The organism is Pigmentiphaga kullae, from assembly GCF_004216695.1.
Lineage (GTDB): Bacteria > Pseudomonadota > Gammaproteobacteria > Burkholderiales > Burkholderiaceae_B > Pigmentiphaga > Pigmentiphaga kullae.
Genome location: NZ_SGXC01000001.1, coordinates 1,740,053 through 1,754,757 on the forward strand (window position 1 = coordinate 1,740,053; position 14,705 = coordinate 1,754,757).

A 14,705-nucleotide genomic window follows, 5' to 3' on the forward strand; every position below is an offset into this window, starting at 1 on the left:
CGGGCATGCCGTCGGGCGCGCGAAAAAAGGCCGCCTGGCGGCCGGCGCGGGAAGGAAGGGTCAGAGCAGGCCGACGCGGCGCGGCTTGCCCAGCACGTGCAGTTCCATGGCACGTTCGGCGTCTTGCGCATCGCGTTCGGCGATGGCGGCCACGATGCCGGCGCGTTCGCGATTGCCGACGGTGCGCACGGATTCGGGGTAGTCGCGCTGGCCGTTGCGCAGGATGTAGTTGGCCATGTGCCAGAACTTGCCGATGCGGTTGGCCAGGGCCGGCGTGCGGGCCATGTGACGGATGACGCTGTGGAAATGGCTGACGCTGTCCAGGTTCCAATGGCCGCCGCCGCTGGGCGACTGCTCGAAGCTGGCCTGGGCGGCGCGCAACTGGACCATATCGGCGTCGTCGTGGCGTTCGGCGGCCATGCCCGCCATGCGTCCTTCCATCTTCGCGAAGACCGAGAAGAAATCCTGGATCTCGTTGCGGTCGGGCGCGGCGGCTTCGCAGCCGACCTGGGGCGTGATGATGACGAAGCCGTCGCCGGCCAGGTCGCGCATGGACGTCATGATGGGCTGGCGGCTGACGCCGAACTCCTGGGCCAGGTCCACCACCGAGAGCTTCTCGCCGAAGCGGTAGTGCCCGCTGGCGAAGCGCGCCTGCAGGATCTGCAGGATCCTGCCCGTCTTGCCCGCGGGCGCACCGAGGTCGGCACCGTTGGGCGGGAAGGCGGCGGGATGGGGCAGGGGGCTCGACATGCGGCGATCTCGGATGAATGCGTGGCGTGCGTCGCGCGACGGGCTGGAATCTTAGCAGACTGCCTTCGCGCCCATGCCGGGCCTGCCCAGCCTTGACACTTTTCGTTAAGACGCATACTGTATGCTAATTAGCTGGGCCCATCGTCATGCAAGGGCCGCGGCGCGGAAATCCAGTACCTGCTAAGGACGCAATCATGGCAATGACCTTGTCCCAGCGCGCGGACGCGCTCGAACACCAGATGATCGAGGAACTCGATCGCAAGGTGGTGAAGTCCGTGCTGTTCACTTCGGGCGAAAAAGACCCGAGACAACCCATCATGCCGCAGGGGGCAGCGCGCGAGCAGGGCAAGCCCAAGCATTTCCTGATGGGCGACGATCCGCGCCTGCCCAGGATGCCGGAGAAACCCACGCTGCTGGACTTCTTCAAGTACCGCTTCGCGCCGGCCAACCACCTGCTGCAAAGCGCGACCCACGCGCTCAAGGGCGGGCATAGCGAGAAGGTCGTGCTGGCCTGTCTGCTGCACGACATCGCCGTGTCCGGCTTCATCCGCGTCGACCACGGCTACTGGGGCGCGCAATTGCTCGAACCCTACGTGGACGAGGAAGTGAGCTGGGCCATCCGCTACCACCAGGCGCTGCGTTTCTTCCCCGACGAGTCCGTGGGCTATGCCTATCCCGATGCCTACATCCGCTACTTCGGCGAAGACTACCGGCCCGAGCCCTATGTGGAGCAGGCCTATCAGGAGGCGCGCAACCACAAGTGGTACATGACGAGCCGGCTGATCACGCTGAACGACATCTATTCGTTCGATCCGAACGCGGTGGTCAGCATGGATGACTTCATCGACATCATCGGCCGCAACTTCAAGCAGCCCAAGGAAGGCCTGGGCTTCGACGGCAGCCCGGTGGCGCACATGTGGCGCACGATCATCTGGCCGACCAAGTTCCTGTGATCCGCGGGCGGGGGCGCATGGCCCCCGCTTTCCTACCCTTTGCCCGGGCCGCCCGAGACGGCCCAGATGATGACCACGGCATCGCGTCCGTGGTTGGCGTGGCGGTGCGGCGTCGTGCTGGGATAGCTGAAGCTGTCGCCCGCGTTGACGACGAAGTGATCGTCCCCCACCCACAGGTCCAGGCTGCCGCTGACCACGTAGCCGCCTTCCTCGCCCTGGTGCGCATAGGCGTCGCCGCTGCGCGCGCCGGGTTCCAGCACCGAATAGAACAGCTTGAGCTGGCCGTCCAGATTGGCCGACAGCAGGAAGTCGGACACGCCGGCGTTCGAGGTCAGTTGACGGCGGCGCGCGGCGCGGACGACCACGCCGCGGTCGGTGGGATCGCTGGGCTGGCCGCTGGGAAAGAACCAGCCCAGCGGCACGTCCAGCGCGAGGCTGACTTTCTTAAGGAAACCGATCGAGGTCTTGGCCAGGCCGCGCTCCATCTGGCTGAGATAGCCGATGGAAAAGCCGGTCGCGCGGCTGAGCTCGTCCAGCGAAAGGTTGCGCGCCTTGCGCAGGCTGCGGATCTGCCCGCCTATCCAGACGAAGGTCTCGTCCGAGGCGGAGTCCTTGTCCTTGGCTTTGGCCTTGCTGGCGCGAGTCGACATCGTTCCCAAGTGGCTGTGCTCGATCCTCTCGAGTTTACTGGACCCCGTCACGATGTCTATCAGAAACGGTGGCGCAGGCCGATCGCGACGCCGGTCTGGCTGTTCCCGCCGGGGATGTCGACGCGCGCCGCATCCTTGACCTTGTTGTAGTCGACGGTGGCGTACAGCGTCGTGCGCCGCGACAGATAGTAGTCGGCCAGCAGCACCAGCGCGTAGCGCGTGCCTTCGCCGGCGTCCCCCTGGACCGCGCGCACGTTCTTGCTGCGGTCGTAGTAGAACGCGCTGGTCAGCTTGAGCGACGGCATGACATCGTAGGTCAGGCCCGTGAACCAGGCGTTGTCGCGGCGCGGGGCCGTGGCGCTGGGCGTGGCGCCGCCGTTCAGGAACGCGTCGACGAAGCCCGTATGGTCCTTGCTGTTGAAGTGGCCCAGGAACAGCGTGGCGGGTCCGAGCTTGTAGCGCAGGTTCAGGTTGTAGACGGTCTGCTTGTTGCCCAGGGCATCATGCGTCAGGACGAAGCCGCCGCCGGTGCTGAACGGGCCCTTGGTGTAGGACACCGTGCCGCTCCAGGCCTCATTCTTGCGATGGTTGTCGGGCTGTTCGCCCATGCCGTAGAACGCGGCGACCCGGAAATCGCCGAAGGTGTTCGTGTATTTGATCGAGTTGTCTTTGCCGCGCCGGCCGGCCACGCTGAACACCGTGCCCATCCAGGAGTTCTGACTGTAGTTGCCCAGGGTCATGGGGTCGTAGGGGCCGACCATGAAATCGAACAGCGGGTTGTTCTGCAGGCCGATGGTCAGCGTGCCGGCGGTGCGGCTGCTCAGGCCCATGAACGACTGCCGGTTGAAGATCCTGCCGGCGGTCGACTGGGTCCCGTCGTCCAGGTTCATGCCGCCTTCCAGGTTGAAGAGGGCGGACAAGCCGTTGCCCAGGTCCTCCACACCGCGGAATCCCCAGCGGCTGTTCGAGACGGCGCCGTTCTCCATGGACAGCTTGCTGCGTCCGGTGGCGCGGTCGGCGTGGGTGAGATAGCGGATGCTGACGTCGGCGACGCCGTAGATGGTCACGCTGGACTGCGCGTGGACCTGCGTCGATAGAAGTGCCGCGGCTCCCGCGATGAGTATCCTCTGGTACATGGCCTGCTCCTCGTTTTATGTCGTTATTGCGGACCCGCGCTTTCTCGGGCGCGAGCCTCCCCCTCGGCGGCTGTGCGCCGATATGCGGACTTGCGTGGTGGATCCGTGTCGCCGGAAGCGTCCCGCGTCAGCGGGCGTTGCTGCCTACGGGGCGCGTCCGGCGGGCGTGGCGTGGATTCAGTTGGCCTTGGCGGCGATGACTTCGATCTCGACCAGCCAGCCGTCGTTGGCCAGGCGAGCCACCTCCATCACCGAACGCGCGGGCAGGTTGGGCTGGGTCTTGCCGAAGAATTTCGCGTAGCCGGCCATGAAGCCGCGGAAGTCCATCTTGTTGTTCTTCTGCGGGTCGGCCACCAGGAACACCTGCATCTTGACGACGTCCTTCATGCCCAGGCCCAGCGGCTTCAACGTGGCCTCGATGCGTTCGAGCACGCTGACGGTCTGGGTCTCGGTGTCGCCGAAGGCCTCGCGCGATTCGCGCGGAGCGTTGGGGTTGACGGCGGCGGGGACCTGGCCGCTCAGGTAGTAGGTGGTGGCCGACGGCGGGATCTGGACCGCCGACGACATCGGCGCATTCGGGTTGGACGAGGCATGGCGCACGATGCCCTCGGCCTGTGCGCCCTGCGCGAGCAGGAGAGCGGAGGGAAGGATCATGAGCGCGGCGCGAGCGGTGAAAGACATGAGGTTTCCTTGTTGTCGTTCGGGGGTGGGATCAGTTGTTGGGGCGGGCCTGGGACTGGCTGTACTGCACGGCGTTGCCGCCTTTGCGCACGGCGGCGACCTGGGCGGCCTGCACCGCGCCGGCCTTGCCGTTCCAGTCGTCGCGCAGATAGCTGGCCACGGCGGCGATCTGCTCGTCGTTCATCGATCCCGCGAAGGCGGGCATGCCGCCTCGCCCCTTCAGGATCGTGGCCAGCAGCTCGGTCCGGTCGCCGGCGACGAAGGCGCTGCCAGCCAGGGCGGGGAAGGCGCCGGGGATGCCCTGCCCCTTGGCCTGGTGGCAGGCCAGGCAGTTCTTCTGGTAGAGCGACGCGCCCGATTCCTGGGCCTGCGTCGCGCAGGGAATGATCAGCGCGATGAGCGCGATGAGCGGCTTGGACGTCATGGTTCGGTTTCCTTGATGGCGGGGAGTCAGGCGGCGTTGCGCGCGTGCATGCGCTCGATCTGCTGCCACGACGATTCGATCGCGCCGGCCATCCAGCCGCCCAGGTAGCTCATGTGCTCGCCCGCCAGCAGGGTCCGGCCTTCGCCTTCGAGCAGGCGCGGGAAGGCGGTCTTGCGCGATTCGCCCGACCAGGTGGAGAAGCCGCCCAGGCTGTACTGCACGCGATGCCAGGCGACCGAGAACGACTTGGCGAAGTGCTTGCGGTATTCGCCGGGGAAGATCTTCTCGCCTGCGGCCAGCGCGAGTTCCGTCCGCTCCTTGTGCGACAGCGCGCTGACCTCGGCCGCCGTGGCGCCGAAGTTGTAGTAGCCCAGCATCGTTCCCTTCGGCCCTTGCCACTGCGTGGAGGGCAGCGAGATGATGCCGATGTTCTTGATGTCGTTGCCGATGTGGCCGCCGTAGATCTGGTGGTCGAGTTCCCAGAAGCGGCGGTTGAATTGCAGGCCCATCTTGCCGGTGGGCATGTAGGCGTTGCCCTGCATGGCCTGCTTGAATTCGGCGGAGAAGTCGGTATCCATCTGCTTGAGCACCGACAGGGGAATGGTGCACAGGCAGAAGTCCGCTTCCAGGGTGCGCAGGGCGCCGGTCTTCAGATCCTTGCACTGGACCGTGACCTTGTCCTTGCCGTTGCGAATCTGCGTGACCTCGGTGCCGTAGCGGATGAGATGTCCCACCTTGCGCTCGAAGGCCTTGGCGATCTGGTCCATGCCACCCACCGCCTGCAGCATGGTGGACTGGCTCATGATGTCGTTGACGGAGCGATAGATGCGGCCGAGCTTGGACTTCAGCAGGTCGCCAAAGCCCAGCGGATCGGACTCCACGCCGGGCTGGTTGCCGGCGCCGGGGTAGACCTTGTAGCCCCGGCCGTTGGTGCCGCGATAGGTCAGGTCGTCGCGGTTGAGATAGCCCTCGTTGACCAGGTATTCGAGCAGCAGGGTCTTGTCCTCGGCGCTCAGTGTCTGGTCCATCTGGCCGCTGCGGATGGATTTGGCCAGCAGCTCGTCCACGTTGCCCCGCATGTCCGCCTTGACCTCGAAGCGGCGCAGCCGCTTGCCCGACAGCGGGCCGGCGTTCTCGTAATAGATGTAGGCGGCGTCGTTGTCGTTGTTGTAGAGCTCCAGCGGCACGCCCAGCTCGGCGGCGTAATGCAGCGTGGAGCGATGGCAGAAGGGGATGCGCCACGGGCCGTGGTTGATGTATTGCCCTTCGTCGAAATCGCAGACCTGGGTCTCGCCGCCCAGTTCGCTCAGCGTGAAGCCGCGACGCGCCGTCTGGCAGCGGCCGCCGGCGTAGCTGCGCGCCTCGATCACTTCGCACTGATAGCCTGCCTTGCCCAGTTCCAGCGCGGCGGTCATGCCTGCCAGGCCCGCCCCCAGGATGACCACCTTCTTGCCGCGGCCGCCGCCTTGCAGGACAGGCGGGGCGCCGGCGGTGGAAGCGATGCCCGCTCCCCACGCGTTCATGGTCGCCAGCAACAGGCCGCTGCCGCCCGCGGCCAGGGCCTTCACCAGGAATTCGCGACGGGTCGTGCCCAGGCCGGACTGGCCCAGGTGGTCGAAGAATGCGCTCATGGATGTCTCCTCCGGAAATGACGCATGAATCGAAGCGATCGCGGCCCGCATTGGGGCGCGCGGCTCGTGGCTGCAACCGGTCCTGCCGGCACGCGCGAGCGGACTCCCCGCGATCGGGGCGGTCGGGTTGCGGATGCAGCGGGTCTTGCTGGAACTGAGGTCTGGACAGGCCCCGGGGGGTAGGGGGCGGAGCGGACCGCGTGTGGCGATCCGCCTTTACTTTTAATATGACAATAAAAGTATATGCGTGTTTTTGAGGTTAGTAAAATTTTTTAGTTATTTTTTTACTTTCACTCGCAAGCGCGGGCGGGGCGACACGGCGGCGCCCCGCCGGTTCAGGCATGCAGGACCGAGTCGCCGTAGCCCATGCGCTGCTCGGGCTTGTCGTCGAAGATCTGCCAGTCGTTCACCCATTGCTGGGTCTCTTCGAATATCTGTTGCGTATAGGGCAGGAAGACGAGGCGCTCGCCCGGACCGTACAGGCGGGTGTCCATCCGGTCGCGGTACTTCTCGGGCATCTCGCGTTTGTAGTAGTGCGTGTAGCGCTCGAATCGCAGGTCGATGTCCTGCTGCGCGCGCTGGAGCGCACGGAAGTACCTGGCGATGTCCTCGGTGGCGGCGTCGCCGGGCACCACCGACGCGATCATGAACGTGCAGTCGATGACCTTGCGAAAGCCCAGTTGCTCGGCGAAGTACATCGGCGCGTTGAACATCGTGGCGGCGGGGGCCTGGCGATCGACCAGCAGGTCCAGGCGGTGCATCAGCATGCCGCCGAAGTGCAGCTTGATCTGGTCGCGCGGCAGGACGGATTCCAACGCCTGCAGCGTCGCGTAGTGGCTGCCCGACTGGTAGCCCACGGTGATGGGCACGCCCGCCAGGTCCTCGGGCCGGCGGATGGGCGAGTCCTCGGGAACGTAGATGCCGGCGGCGGCGACCGAATAGGCATCCGCCCACAGCTTGCCGTGTCCCGCGGCGGCCGCCATGTTGACCGTCCAGTGGCAGGCGCTGGACACGTCGCAGGTGCGGCCTTCCTCGATGGTCTGGTAGGCGCCGCGGATCTGGTCGCGTGGCAGCTCCACCGCCGACTTCACCGACAGGTTCTTCGAGCCGCCCTTGGCGACGAACTCGTAGTCCAGTCCTTCGTCGGCGAAATAGCCTTTTTCCTCGGCAACCCACTCCTGCAGCCGCATGTGCGGTCCGATCAAAAACTTGCCCATGGTGTGTCTCCTTTGATGGCGGGGGTGATGCGACGGCTGCCGAGATGTCGGCAGCTCGGTCAATAAAATATCATAATAATAATTATGAAGAAGCAGTTTTTTGTTGGAGATTCACAGAGTTTGCTTGGGAAAAACAATCGTTTCGTTGCATAAAAGATAATATTTTTATGACATGAAGAACTTATGGCTATGATCTTCCCCATGAAAATTCCAACTTCCGGCGCCGGCCAGGAGCCGGCCGCCGAACCCCGGCGCGCGGCGGGCGTCGCCCACGCCGCCACGCCGCCCGAGACGCTGTCCTGGCGCATCGTGTCGCACATCCGCGAGGCCCTGTTCGCCGATGAGCTCAAGAGCGGGGACTTCCTGGGCACCGAGGCGTCGCTGGCCGAGCGCTACGGCGTCAGCCGCATGGCGGCGCGCGATGCGCTCAGGTCGCTGGCGGCCCTGGGCGTGGTGGCGATACGCCCAGGCAAGCATGGCGGGGCCTGGATCGCCAATGGCAAGCTCGATCGCTTCGCCGATGCGCTGGCGATCCAGCTCAAGCTGATCAGTATTTCCCGGGAAGAGATGCTGGAGACGCAGGCGGCGGTCGAGATCCACGCCGCGGGCCTGGCGGCGGCGCGGGCCACGCGCGACGACCTGGCGCGCATGCAGGCCATCCTGGACGGCATGCCCGATTGCATCGACGACCCCGCCGCCTTCGCCGCGCGCGCGATGGATTTTCACGCCGCCATCGTCGAGGCCGCGCACAACCGCGGGCTCTCGGCCCACTTCCGCGCGCTGCGCCACGTGCTGCAGCCGGCCTATTCGATGTCGAACAAGAAAGAGATCGCCGAACGGGTGATCGCCGACAACGTCCGCCTGTACGACCTGATCGCCAACGGCGATGCCGAGGGGGCGCGCAAGGCGATGAGCCGGCGGCTGGCGCGGGTGGGCGCCGCCGAGGCATGGCGCGCGCCGGCGCGCGGCTGAAAGAACCCTTCCGTTTGCTGGACGTTCATCCCGCCAGGGAGGCGGCGCCGCGCGCTTCTCCCGTGAAATCCCTAGGAGGTTGATAACAATATAACTGTATTATATTCATAAGAATAAGAAGGGCGTGATCCACAAGGAGACGGTATGAGCGCGGTAGCGGCCCAGGTCCGGCGACACGCGGCCACGAGCCGGTCGAAGCTGGAAATCGACCACATGACCTATCGTTACTGGGTCGAACGCAACCAGACGGAATTCCTGGCCTTCGACGACGTGTCGCTGGACGTGCGCGAAGGGGAGTTCGTCTGCATCGTCGGCCCCAGCGGCTGCGGCAAGACCACGCTGCTGAATATCGTGGCGGGCCTGCTGCGCTACCAGGAAGGGACCATGCGCATCAACGGCGAACCGGTCAACGGTCCCGGGGTGGGGCGCTCGATGGTGTTCCAGTCCGCCAGCCTGCTGCCGTGGCGCACCGTGCGGGGCAACGTCCGGTATGGCATGGAGATGCAGCGCCGCTTCGACCGCGCCACGATGGACGGCCGCACGGAACAGTTCATCAGGATGGTGGGCCTGGCGGGCTTCGAGGAACGCTACCCGTCCGAACTGTCCGGCGGCATGCAGCAGCGCGTGAACCTGGCCCGCGCGTTGGCCACCGATCCCGACGTGCTGCTGATGGACGAACCCTTCGCCGCGCTGGACGCGCAGACGCGCGAGTTCATGCAGTCCGAGCTGCTGAACATCTGGGCGCGTTCGCGCAAGACGGTGCTGTTCATCACGCACCAGATCGACGAAGCCGTATACCTGGCCGATCGCGTGGTCGTGATGGGAACGCGGCCGGGCCGGATCAAGCGGGAGTTCCGCGTGGACTTCCCCCGCCCGCGCGAACTGTCGCTCAAGCGCGGGGCCGACTTCCTGCGGATGTCGGACGGCATCTGGAGGCTGATCGAGGAAGAGGCCGACCGCATCAACGTGATCCGTACGGAATGACCCCGGGAGACAACATGGCAAGCATCGCTCCTTCGCTGCCGGTCAGCCGGCCGGCAGCGCGCAAGGCTGGCTTCTACAAGCGGCACGAAGCCGCCATCCTCGGTCTGTCCACCCTGGCGGTGTTGATCGCCATTTGGGAATTCTGTTGGCAGATGGGTTGGATCTCGCCCTTGTTCTTCAGCGGGCCGTCGGCCATCGCGCGCAAGTTCGTCGAGTTGTGCGCCGACGGACAACTGGCCGCCAACGCGCTGTACAGCGGCAAGAACTACCTGATCGGCCTGGTGCTGGCCTTCTTCGTAGGCGTGCCGCTGGGCATCCTGCTGGGCTGGTACCGGCGCGCGCTGATGATGTTCGATCCGCTGATCAACGCGCTGTATGCGACGCCGCGCATCGCGCTGTATCCGCTGATCATCATCTGGTTCGGCATAGGCAGCGGCTCGAAGATCTTCGTGGTGTTCCTGTCGGCCATGCTGCCCATCATGGTCAATACGCTGGCCGGCGTGCGCAACATCGACGCGGACCTCCTGCGCGCCGCGCGCGCCTTCTGCGCCACGGACCGCCAGATCTTCACCACCGTCGCGCTGCCCTATTCGGTGCCCTTCATCCTGACTGGCGTGCGGCAGGGTGTGGCGCATGGCCTGATCGGCGTCATCATCGCCGAGCTGTCGGCGGGCAACGAAGGCATAGGCTTCATGATCGCCTACGCCGGGCAGATGTTCGCCACCGACACGCTCATGGTGGGCGTGCTCGTCACGGCCTTCGCCGGCATGGTCATCACCTGGGGCGCCGAGCGCATCCAGCGCCGGTTCCAGCGCTGGCGGCCCGAGCACGTAGGCGGGCGCTAGACATGTCGGAAGCAAGGAGCAAGACCATGAACGAACGCAACGACACTCCATCGCAATCCGGTCGGCGCCGGTTCATCGCGGGTGCCTCCGGCGCGGCCATGCTCGGCTGGTCGGCGCTGGGCGCGGCGGCGGACAAGCCGGCCGCGATGACCCTGGCCTACCCGACCCGCAGCGGCGCCACCTGGCCGATGTGGATCGCCAAGCGCGCCGGTCTCTACGAGAAATACGGCATCGACGCCAAACTGGTATTCGGCGTGCATCCGGCCGGCGTGGCGATGCTGGTCAGCGGCGAGGCGCAGGGCATCAACTCCGGGCTGGACCAGGTCATCCCCGCGCTGGTGCGCGATCCCGGCATGGTCATGACGCACAGCATGCTCAACAAGGGGAACTTCGCGCTGGTGGCGCGCGGCGAGATCGCCAGCGTCAAGGACTTGAAGGGCAAGCGCATCAGCGTCGGCCGCCTGGGCGACCCACCGTACTTCTATACCGTCGAGTTGCTGCGCAAGTACGGCCTCGCGCCCAATGACGTGCAATGGGTGTCGACCGGCACCGACGCCGCGTCGCGCGCGAGCATGCTGCTGGGCGGGCAGGTGGACGCCGGGCTGCTGACGGCGCCGTCGTACTTCAAGCTGGAAACCCAGGGCTTGAAGGTGCTGACCGAACTGCCGGACCACGAGGACATCTACGTCAGCACGGCTTTCCTCCACAAGCGCAGCTACCTGGCCGAGCAGCGGGGCCGGGCCGAGGGCCTGATCCGCGCCCACGCCGAGGCGATCAAGCGTTTCTACGACGACAAGGCCTTCGCCGTGGCGACCTTCAAGGCATTCGACCAGCCCGAGAGCGAAGCGGACATCAGCCGGGTCTACGACATCTACGTCAAGCGCAACGTGCTGGACCGCGTGCCGTTGATTTCCAAGGCGGCCATCCAGGCCACCATCGACCGGCTGGCGGAGCAGACGCCGGCCGTGCGCAAGCTGGACCTGCGCAAGGTCGTGGACAACGGCCTGGTGCTCAAGCTGGCCAAGGAAGGATGGTTCGAGCAGCTGTTCGGCTCGGCCGTGCGGGAAGAGCAGGAGCGCAAGATCGCCGGCGCGCTGGGCTGAGGCCGCCGGTCATGACGTGAAGTAGCGCACGACCAGGACCGCGCCCGAGGCCAGCACGACCAGCGCCACCAGGCGCAGGAAGGCCTCGCGGCTGAGCGCCAGCGTGATGCGGCGGCCCGCCCAGGTGCCCAGCAGCATGGCGGGTGCCAGCATCAGCGCGCTGGCCAGCAGGCCGCTGTCGGCATAGACGCCGGCCGCCAGGAAGAAGACGGCGCGCGTGAAGGTGGCCAGGCCGATCAGGGTGCTTTGCGTGATCCGGATGTCGTTCTTGTCCCGCAGGCGGCCGGCCAGGTAGATGGCGTAGATGAAGCCGCCGCTGCCGAACAGCGCCGAGAACACGCCACCCACCGTGCCGAAGACGTAGGCCGACCGCGGCGGCAGCGACCGGTGCGGACGAAAGCCGCTTAGCGAATACAGCGCGTAGGCGATGACGAAGAGCCCCAGCAGCAGGAGCAAGGCGTCGGGCCGGCTGCGCAGCAGGACGACGGCGCCCACCAGGCTGCCGAGGACCATGGCCGGCACCAGCCTACGCAGCTCGCCCACCGAGGCGTGGCGGACGTCGCGCGCCACGCTGGCGGTGGCGGCGGCGAAGTCCAGCAGCGCCAGGAGCGGTACGATGGTGGCGACCGGCACGAAGTTGGCCAGCAGCGGGCCGGCGACCAGCGCGGTGCCGAAGCCCGCCATGCCGAAGATGACGTAGGCCGCGGCCACGCCGGCGAACATCAGCGCGAACTGGGGCAAGGAAACGGGTAGTAGGGACAGGAGGGCATCCACGGCGGGGCTCGATCGGGGCAACGGCCGCAGTCTGGGCCCTGGGCGCGCGGCGGTCCAATTCTAAAATCAGGCCTCACCCATCTCTTTGCGCGATAAATGATCTCGGTCAGGCAGCTTGGATACTACGTGGCGATCGTCGAGGCCGGCAGCTTCAGCGAGGCGGCCGAGCGGCTGCACATCGCGCAGTCGGCGCTGAGCCGGCAGATCAAATTGCTGGAGGAAGAGGTGGGGGTGGCGCTGCTGGCGCGCACCACGCGGCAGGTGGAAATGACGGCGGCGGGCCGGGCCTTCCACGGGGACGCGGTGCGCATGCTGGCGGGCCTGGGCGAGATGGCCAGCCGGGCCCGCCAGGCCGAGCGCGGCGTGCAGGGCAGCGTGGCGCTGCTGCATTCGAGTTCCGTGCCGCTGGGCCGGGCGCTGCTGGCGCCGCTGCGGCGCCACCTGTCGCGCCGGTCCGGCGTCAGTCTGTCGATCTCGACCGCATCGTCGGAGCAACAGGCGCAGGATATCCAGGATGGCCGCGCGGACCTGGGGCTGGCGCGCGCGCCCGTGCTGCGGCAACTGCCCGACGTGCTGACGGAGGTCCTGTACGAAGAAGCGCTGGTGCTGGCCGTGCCGCCCGGGCACCCGCTGGCGACGCGGCGGGAGGTACCGCTGCACGCCTTGCGCGGCGAACGCTTCGTGTCGCTGCCGCATCCCCATCGGGGCGGATTGAGCTATCGGGTGGTGGAGCTGTGCCGGCAGGCCGGATTCTTTCCCGAGGCCGCCCAGGCGGTGTCCCGCAAGGCAACCCTGTTGAGGCTGGTGGAGCTGGGGTTCGGCGTCGCGCTGGTGCCGGCGGACATGGCGGCCGACGCGCGGGCCGACGTGCGCCTGGTGGCGCTGGCCGAATGCGATGCCCGCACCCAGGTGCTGCTGCACGTCCACCGCTCGCCCACGCCGCAGGCCAGGCAGGTCGCCGATGCGTTGCGTGCGGCCTGCGCGGAACCGCGCGAGGAATGACCTCGCGCGGCCCGGGGGCCGGTCAGCCCAGGGTCGATTCCAGCGCCAGCAATTGCGCGACGGTCTCGCGGGCGCGCACGACGTGATAGTGGTCGCCGTCCACCATGACCTCGGCGGCGCGGGGGCGGGTGTTGTAGTTGCTGGCCATGACCATGCCGTAGGCGCCCGCCGACTCCACGGCCAGGTAGTCGCCTTCGCGTACGGCCAGATCGCGGTCCTTGGCCAGCCAGTCGCCGCTTTCGCACACCGGCCCGACCACGTCGTAGCGTCCGGCCGCCTCGCCCGCGCGGGGGGCCACGGCCAGCACGCCGTGGTAGGCCTCGTACAGCGTCGGACGGATCAGGTCGTTCATGGCCGCGTCGACGATCAGGAAGTTCTTCGCTTCCGTAGGCTTGAGATACTCCACGCGCGTCACCAGCAGGCCGGCGTTGCCGACCAGCGAGCGGCCGGGCTCCAGCACGATCTGGCGCGAACCGTAGCCGCGCGCGTCGATGCGCTCGAACACGCGGGACAGCAGGTCGGCCGGAGCGAGCGCGGTTTCGTCGGCATAGCGGATGCCCAGTCCGCCGCCCAGGTCCAGGTGCTCGACCTGGATGCCGTCGGCGGCCAGCTTGTCCAGCAGGTCGAGCAGCTTGTCCAGCGCGTCCAGGAAGGGCGCGGTCTCGGTGATTTGCGAGCCGATGTGGCAATCGACGCCCACGATCTCGATGCCGGGCAGCGCGGCCGCGGTCCGGTAGGCGGCGGGGGCGTCGTCGATGGCGATGCCGAACTTGTTTTCCTTCAGCCCGGTCGAGATGTAGGGGTGGGTCTTGGGATCGACGTCGGGGTTCACGCGCAGCGAGACCCGGGCGCGCTTGCCCATTGCGTGCGCGACCTCGGACAGGCGGTGCAGTTCGGGCACGGATTCGACGTTGAAGCATTTGACGCCGGCTTCCAGCGCCAGGCGCATCTCGGCGGCCTGCTTGCCCACGCCCGAGAAGACCACCTTGGCCGGATCGCCGCCCACCGCCAGCACGCGCTGCAGTTCGCCCGCGGACACGATGTCGAAACCGGCCCCCATGCGCGCGAACTCGCGCAGCACCGCCAGGTTGGAGTTGGCCTTCATGCCGTAGCAGACCAGCACGTCGCGCGAGCCGATGCCGCGCCGGTAAGCGTCGTAGGCGGCATGCAGCGCGGCGCGCGAATAGACGTATAGCGGCGTGCCCAGCTTGTCGGCCAGCAGGGCCACGGAGACGCCTTCGGCGTGGAGCACGCCGTCGCGATAGGCAAAGTGGGGGCTGCCGACCGGGGTGGGCAGGGAAACGGGGGTGGTCATTGTGTCAGGGGGGTATGCGAGAGGGATTCGTTGCGCCGGGAAATGTCGTCGATATCGCCCGTGGTCTTGGAGGCTGGCGCGGGGGCGGGCTGCGCGGCCGGCGCTGACGCCGTGGGCGCGGGCGTGGCCGGCAGGTAGAGCGGGCCCTTGATGCCGCAGGCGGCCAGCAGCACGAGCGGCAGGGCCGCCAGCAGCGGGACCAGGCGGCGCAGGGCCGGCCGGGCGCCGCTGGCTACAATGCCGGTATCAGCAACCAACGAGAGGTCTG

At 67.0% G+C, this 14,705-nt stretch carries 16 protein-coding genes; 6 read left to right on the forward strand and 10 right to left on the reverse strand.

The features are described from left to right. Window positions 1-60: 60 nt before the first annotated feature. Complete coding sequence (locus EV675_RS08570) at window positions 61-750, reverse strand: GntR family transcriptional regulator (RefSeq protein ID WP_130356853.1); 690 nt, start codon at window positions 748-750, stop codon at window positions 61-63. A 194-nt stretch (window positions 751-944) separates the two neighbouring features. Between EV675_RS08570 and EV675_RS08575 the strand changes: the two genes are divergently transcribed. Further along, the gene (locus EV675_RS08575; RefSeq protein WP_207221924.1) at window positions 945-1,703 is read left to right on the forward strand and encodes an HD domain-containing protein; all 759 of its coding nucleotides are present in this window, start codon (window positions 945-947) and stop codon (window positions 1,701-1,703) included. A gap of 32 nt (window positions 1,704-1,735) precedes the next feature. Here the strand turns inward: EV675_RS08575 and EV675_RS08580 are convergent, their stop codons facing one another. From EV675_RS08580 to EV675_RS08605, 6 genes are all read right to left on the reverse strand, one after another. Next, entirely contained in the window at window positions 1,736-2,353 is a 618-nt protein-coding gene (locus EV675_RS08580) for a helix-turn-helix domain-containing protein (RefSeq protein WP_130356854.1), read from the reverse strand. A 59-nt stretch (window positions 2,354-2,412) separates the two neighbouring features. Further along, window positions 2,413-3,489, reverse strand: a complete 1,077-nt coding sequence (locus EV675_RS08585) for a porin (RefSeq protein WP_130356855.1) — start codon at window positions 3,487-3,489, stop codon at window positions 2,413-2,415. Window positions 3,490-3,666: 177 nt separating this feature from the next. Continuing rightward, window positions 3,667-4,170, reverse strand: a complete 504-nt coding sequence (locus EV675_RS08590) for a RidA family protein (protein ID WP_130356856.1) — start codon at window positions 4,168-4,170, stop codon at window positions 3,667-3,669. A 31-nt stretch (window positions 4,171-4,201) separates the two neighbouring features. Continuing rightward, the gene (locus EV675_RS08595; protein WP_130356857.1) at window positions 4,202-4,594 is read right to left on the reverse strand and encodes a c-type cytochrome; all 393 of its coding nucleotides are present in this window, start codon (window positions 4,592-4,594) and stop codon (window positions 4,202-4,204) included. 26 nt (window positions 4,595-4,620) lie between these two features. After that, window positions 4,621-6,225: a flavin monoamine oxidase family protein gene (locus EV675_RS08600; protein ID WP_165404503.1), complete on the reverse strand. Its 1,605-nt coding sequence runs from the start codon at window positions 6,223-6,225 to the stop codon at window positions 4,621-4,623. A 335-nt stretch (window positions 6,226-6,560) separates the two neighbouring features. Continuing rightward, window positions 6,561-7,442 (reverse strand): ABC transporter substrate-binding protein, encoded by an 882-nt coding sequence (locus tag EV675_RS08605; protein WP_130356858.1) that lies wholly within the window; start codon window positions 7,440-7,442, stop codon window positions 6,561-6,563. Between the two features lie 201 nt (window positions 7,443-7,643). Here EV675_RS08605 and EV675_RS08610 point away from each other — a divergent pair, with 201 nt between their 5' ends. The 4 genes from EV675_RS08610 to EV675_RS08625 all read left to right on the forward strand — a co-directional run bounded on the left by EV675_RS08610 (window position 7,644) and on the right by EV675_RS08625 (window position 11,346). After that, complete coding sequence (locus tag EV675_RS08610) at window positions 7,644-8,414, forward strand: FadR/GntR family transcriptional regulator (RefSeq protein ID WP_165404504.1); 771 nt, start codon at window positions 7,644-7,646, stop codon at window positions 8,412-8,414. Window positions 8,415-8,558: 144 nt separating this feature from the next. Further along, window positions 8,559-9,398, forward strand: a complete 840-nt coding sequence (locus tag EV675_RS08615; RefSeq protein ID WP_207221925.1) for an ABC transporter ATP-binding protein — start codon at window positions 8,559-8,561, stop codon at window positions 9,396-9,398. A gap of 14 nt (window positions 9,399-9,412) precedes the next feature. After that, on the forward strand, window positions 9,413-10,243 hold the full coding sequence (locus tag EV675_RS08620; protein WP_165404505.1) for an ABC transporter permease: 831 nt from the start codon (window positions 9,413-9,415) through the stop codon (window positions 10,241-10,243). 26 nt (window positions 10,244-10,269) lie between these two features. Continuing rightward, window positions 10,270-11,346, forward strand: a complete 1,077-nt coding sequence (locus tag EV675_RS08625) for an ABC transporter substrate-binding protein (protein WP_165404506.1) — start codon at window positions 10,270-10,272, stop codon at window positions 11,344-11,346. Between the two features lie 9 nt (window positions 11,347-11,355). On the opposite strand, the gene EV675_RS08630 is transcribed toward EV675_RS08625, so the two are convergent. Continuing rightward, entirely contained in the window at window positions 11,356-12,120 is a 765-nt protein-coding gene (locus tag EV675_RS08630) for a sulfite exporter TauE/SafE family protein (RefSeq protein WP_242621362.1), read from the reverse strand. A gap of 96 nt (window positions 12,121-12,216) precedes the next feature. Between EV675_RS08630 and EV675_RS08635 the strand changes: the two genes are divergently transcribed. Then, window positions 12,217-13,122 carry a LysR family transcriptional regulator gene (locus EV675_RS08635; RefSeq protein WP_130356862.1) on the forward strand — a complete coding sequence of 302 codons (906 nt, stop codon included), beginning with the start codon at window positions 12,217-12,219 and terminating at the stop codon, window positions 13,120-13,122. A gap of 22 nt (window positions 13,123-13,144) precedes the next feature. On the opposite strand, the gene lysA is transcribed toward EV675_RS08635, so the two are convergent. Then, entirely contained in the window at window positions 13,145-14,437 is a 1,293-nt protein-coding gene (lysA, locus tag EV675_RS08640; RefSeq protein WP_130356863.1) for a diaminopimelate decarboxylase, read from the reverse strand. Continuing rightward, on the reverse strand, window positions 14,434-14,694 hold the full coding sequence (gene lptM / locus EV675_RS08645; protein ID WP_130356864.1) for an LPS translocon maturation chaperone LptM: 261 nt from the start codon (window positions 14,692-14,694) through the stop codon (window positions 14,434-14,436). Before lptM ends, lysA begins: the two co-directional genes overlap by 4 nt. Window positions 14,695-14,705 lie beyond the last annotated feature (11 nt).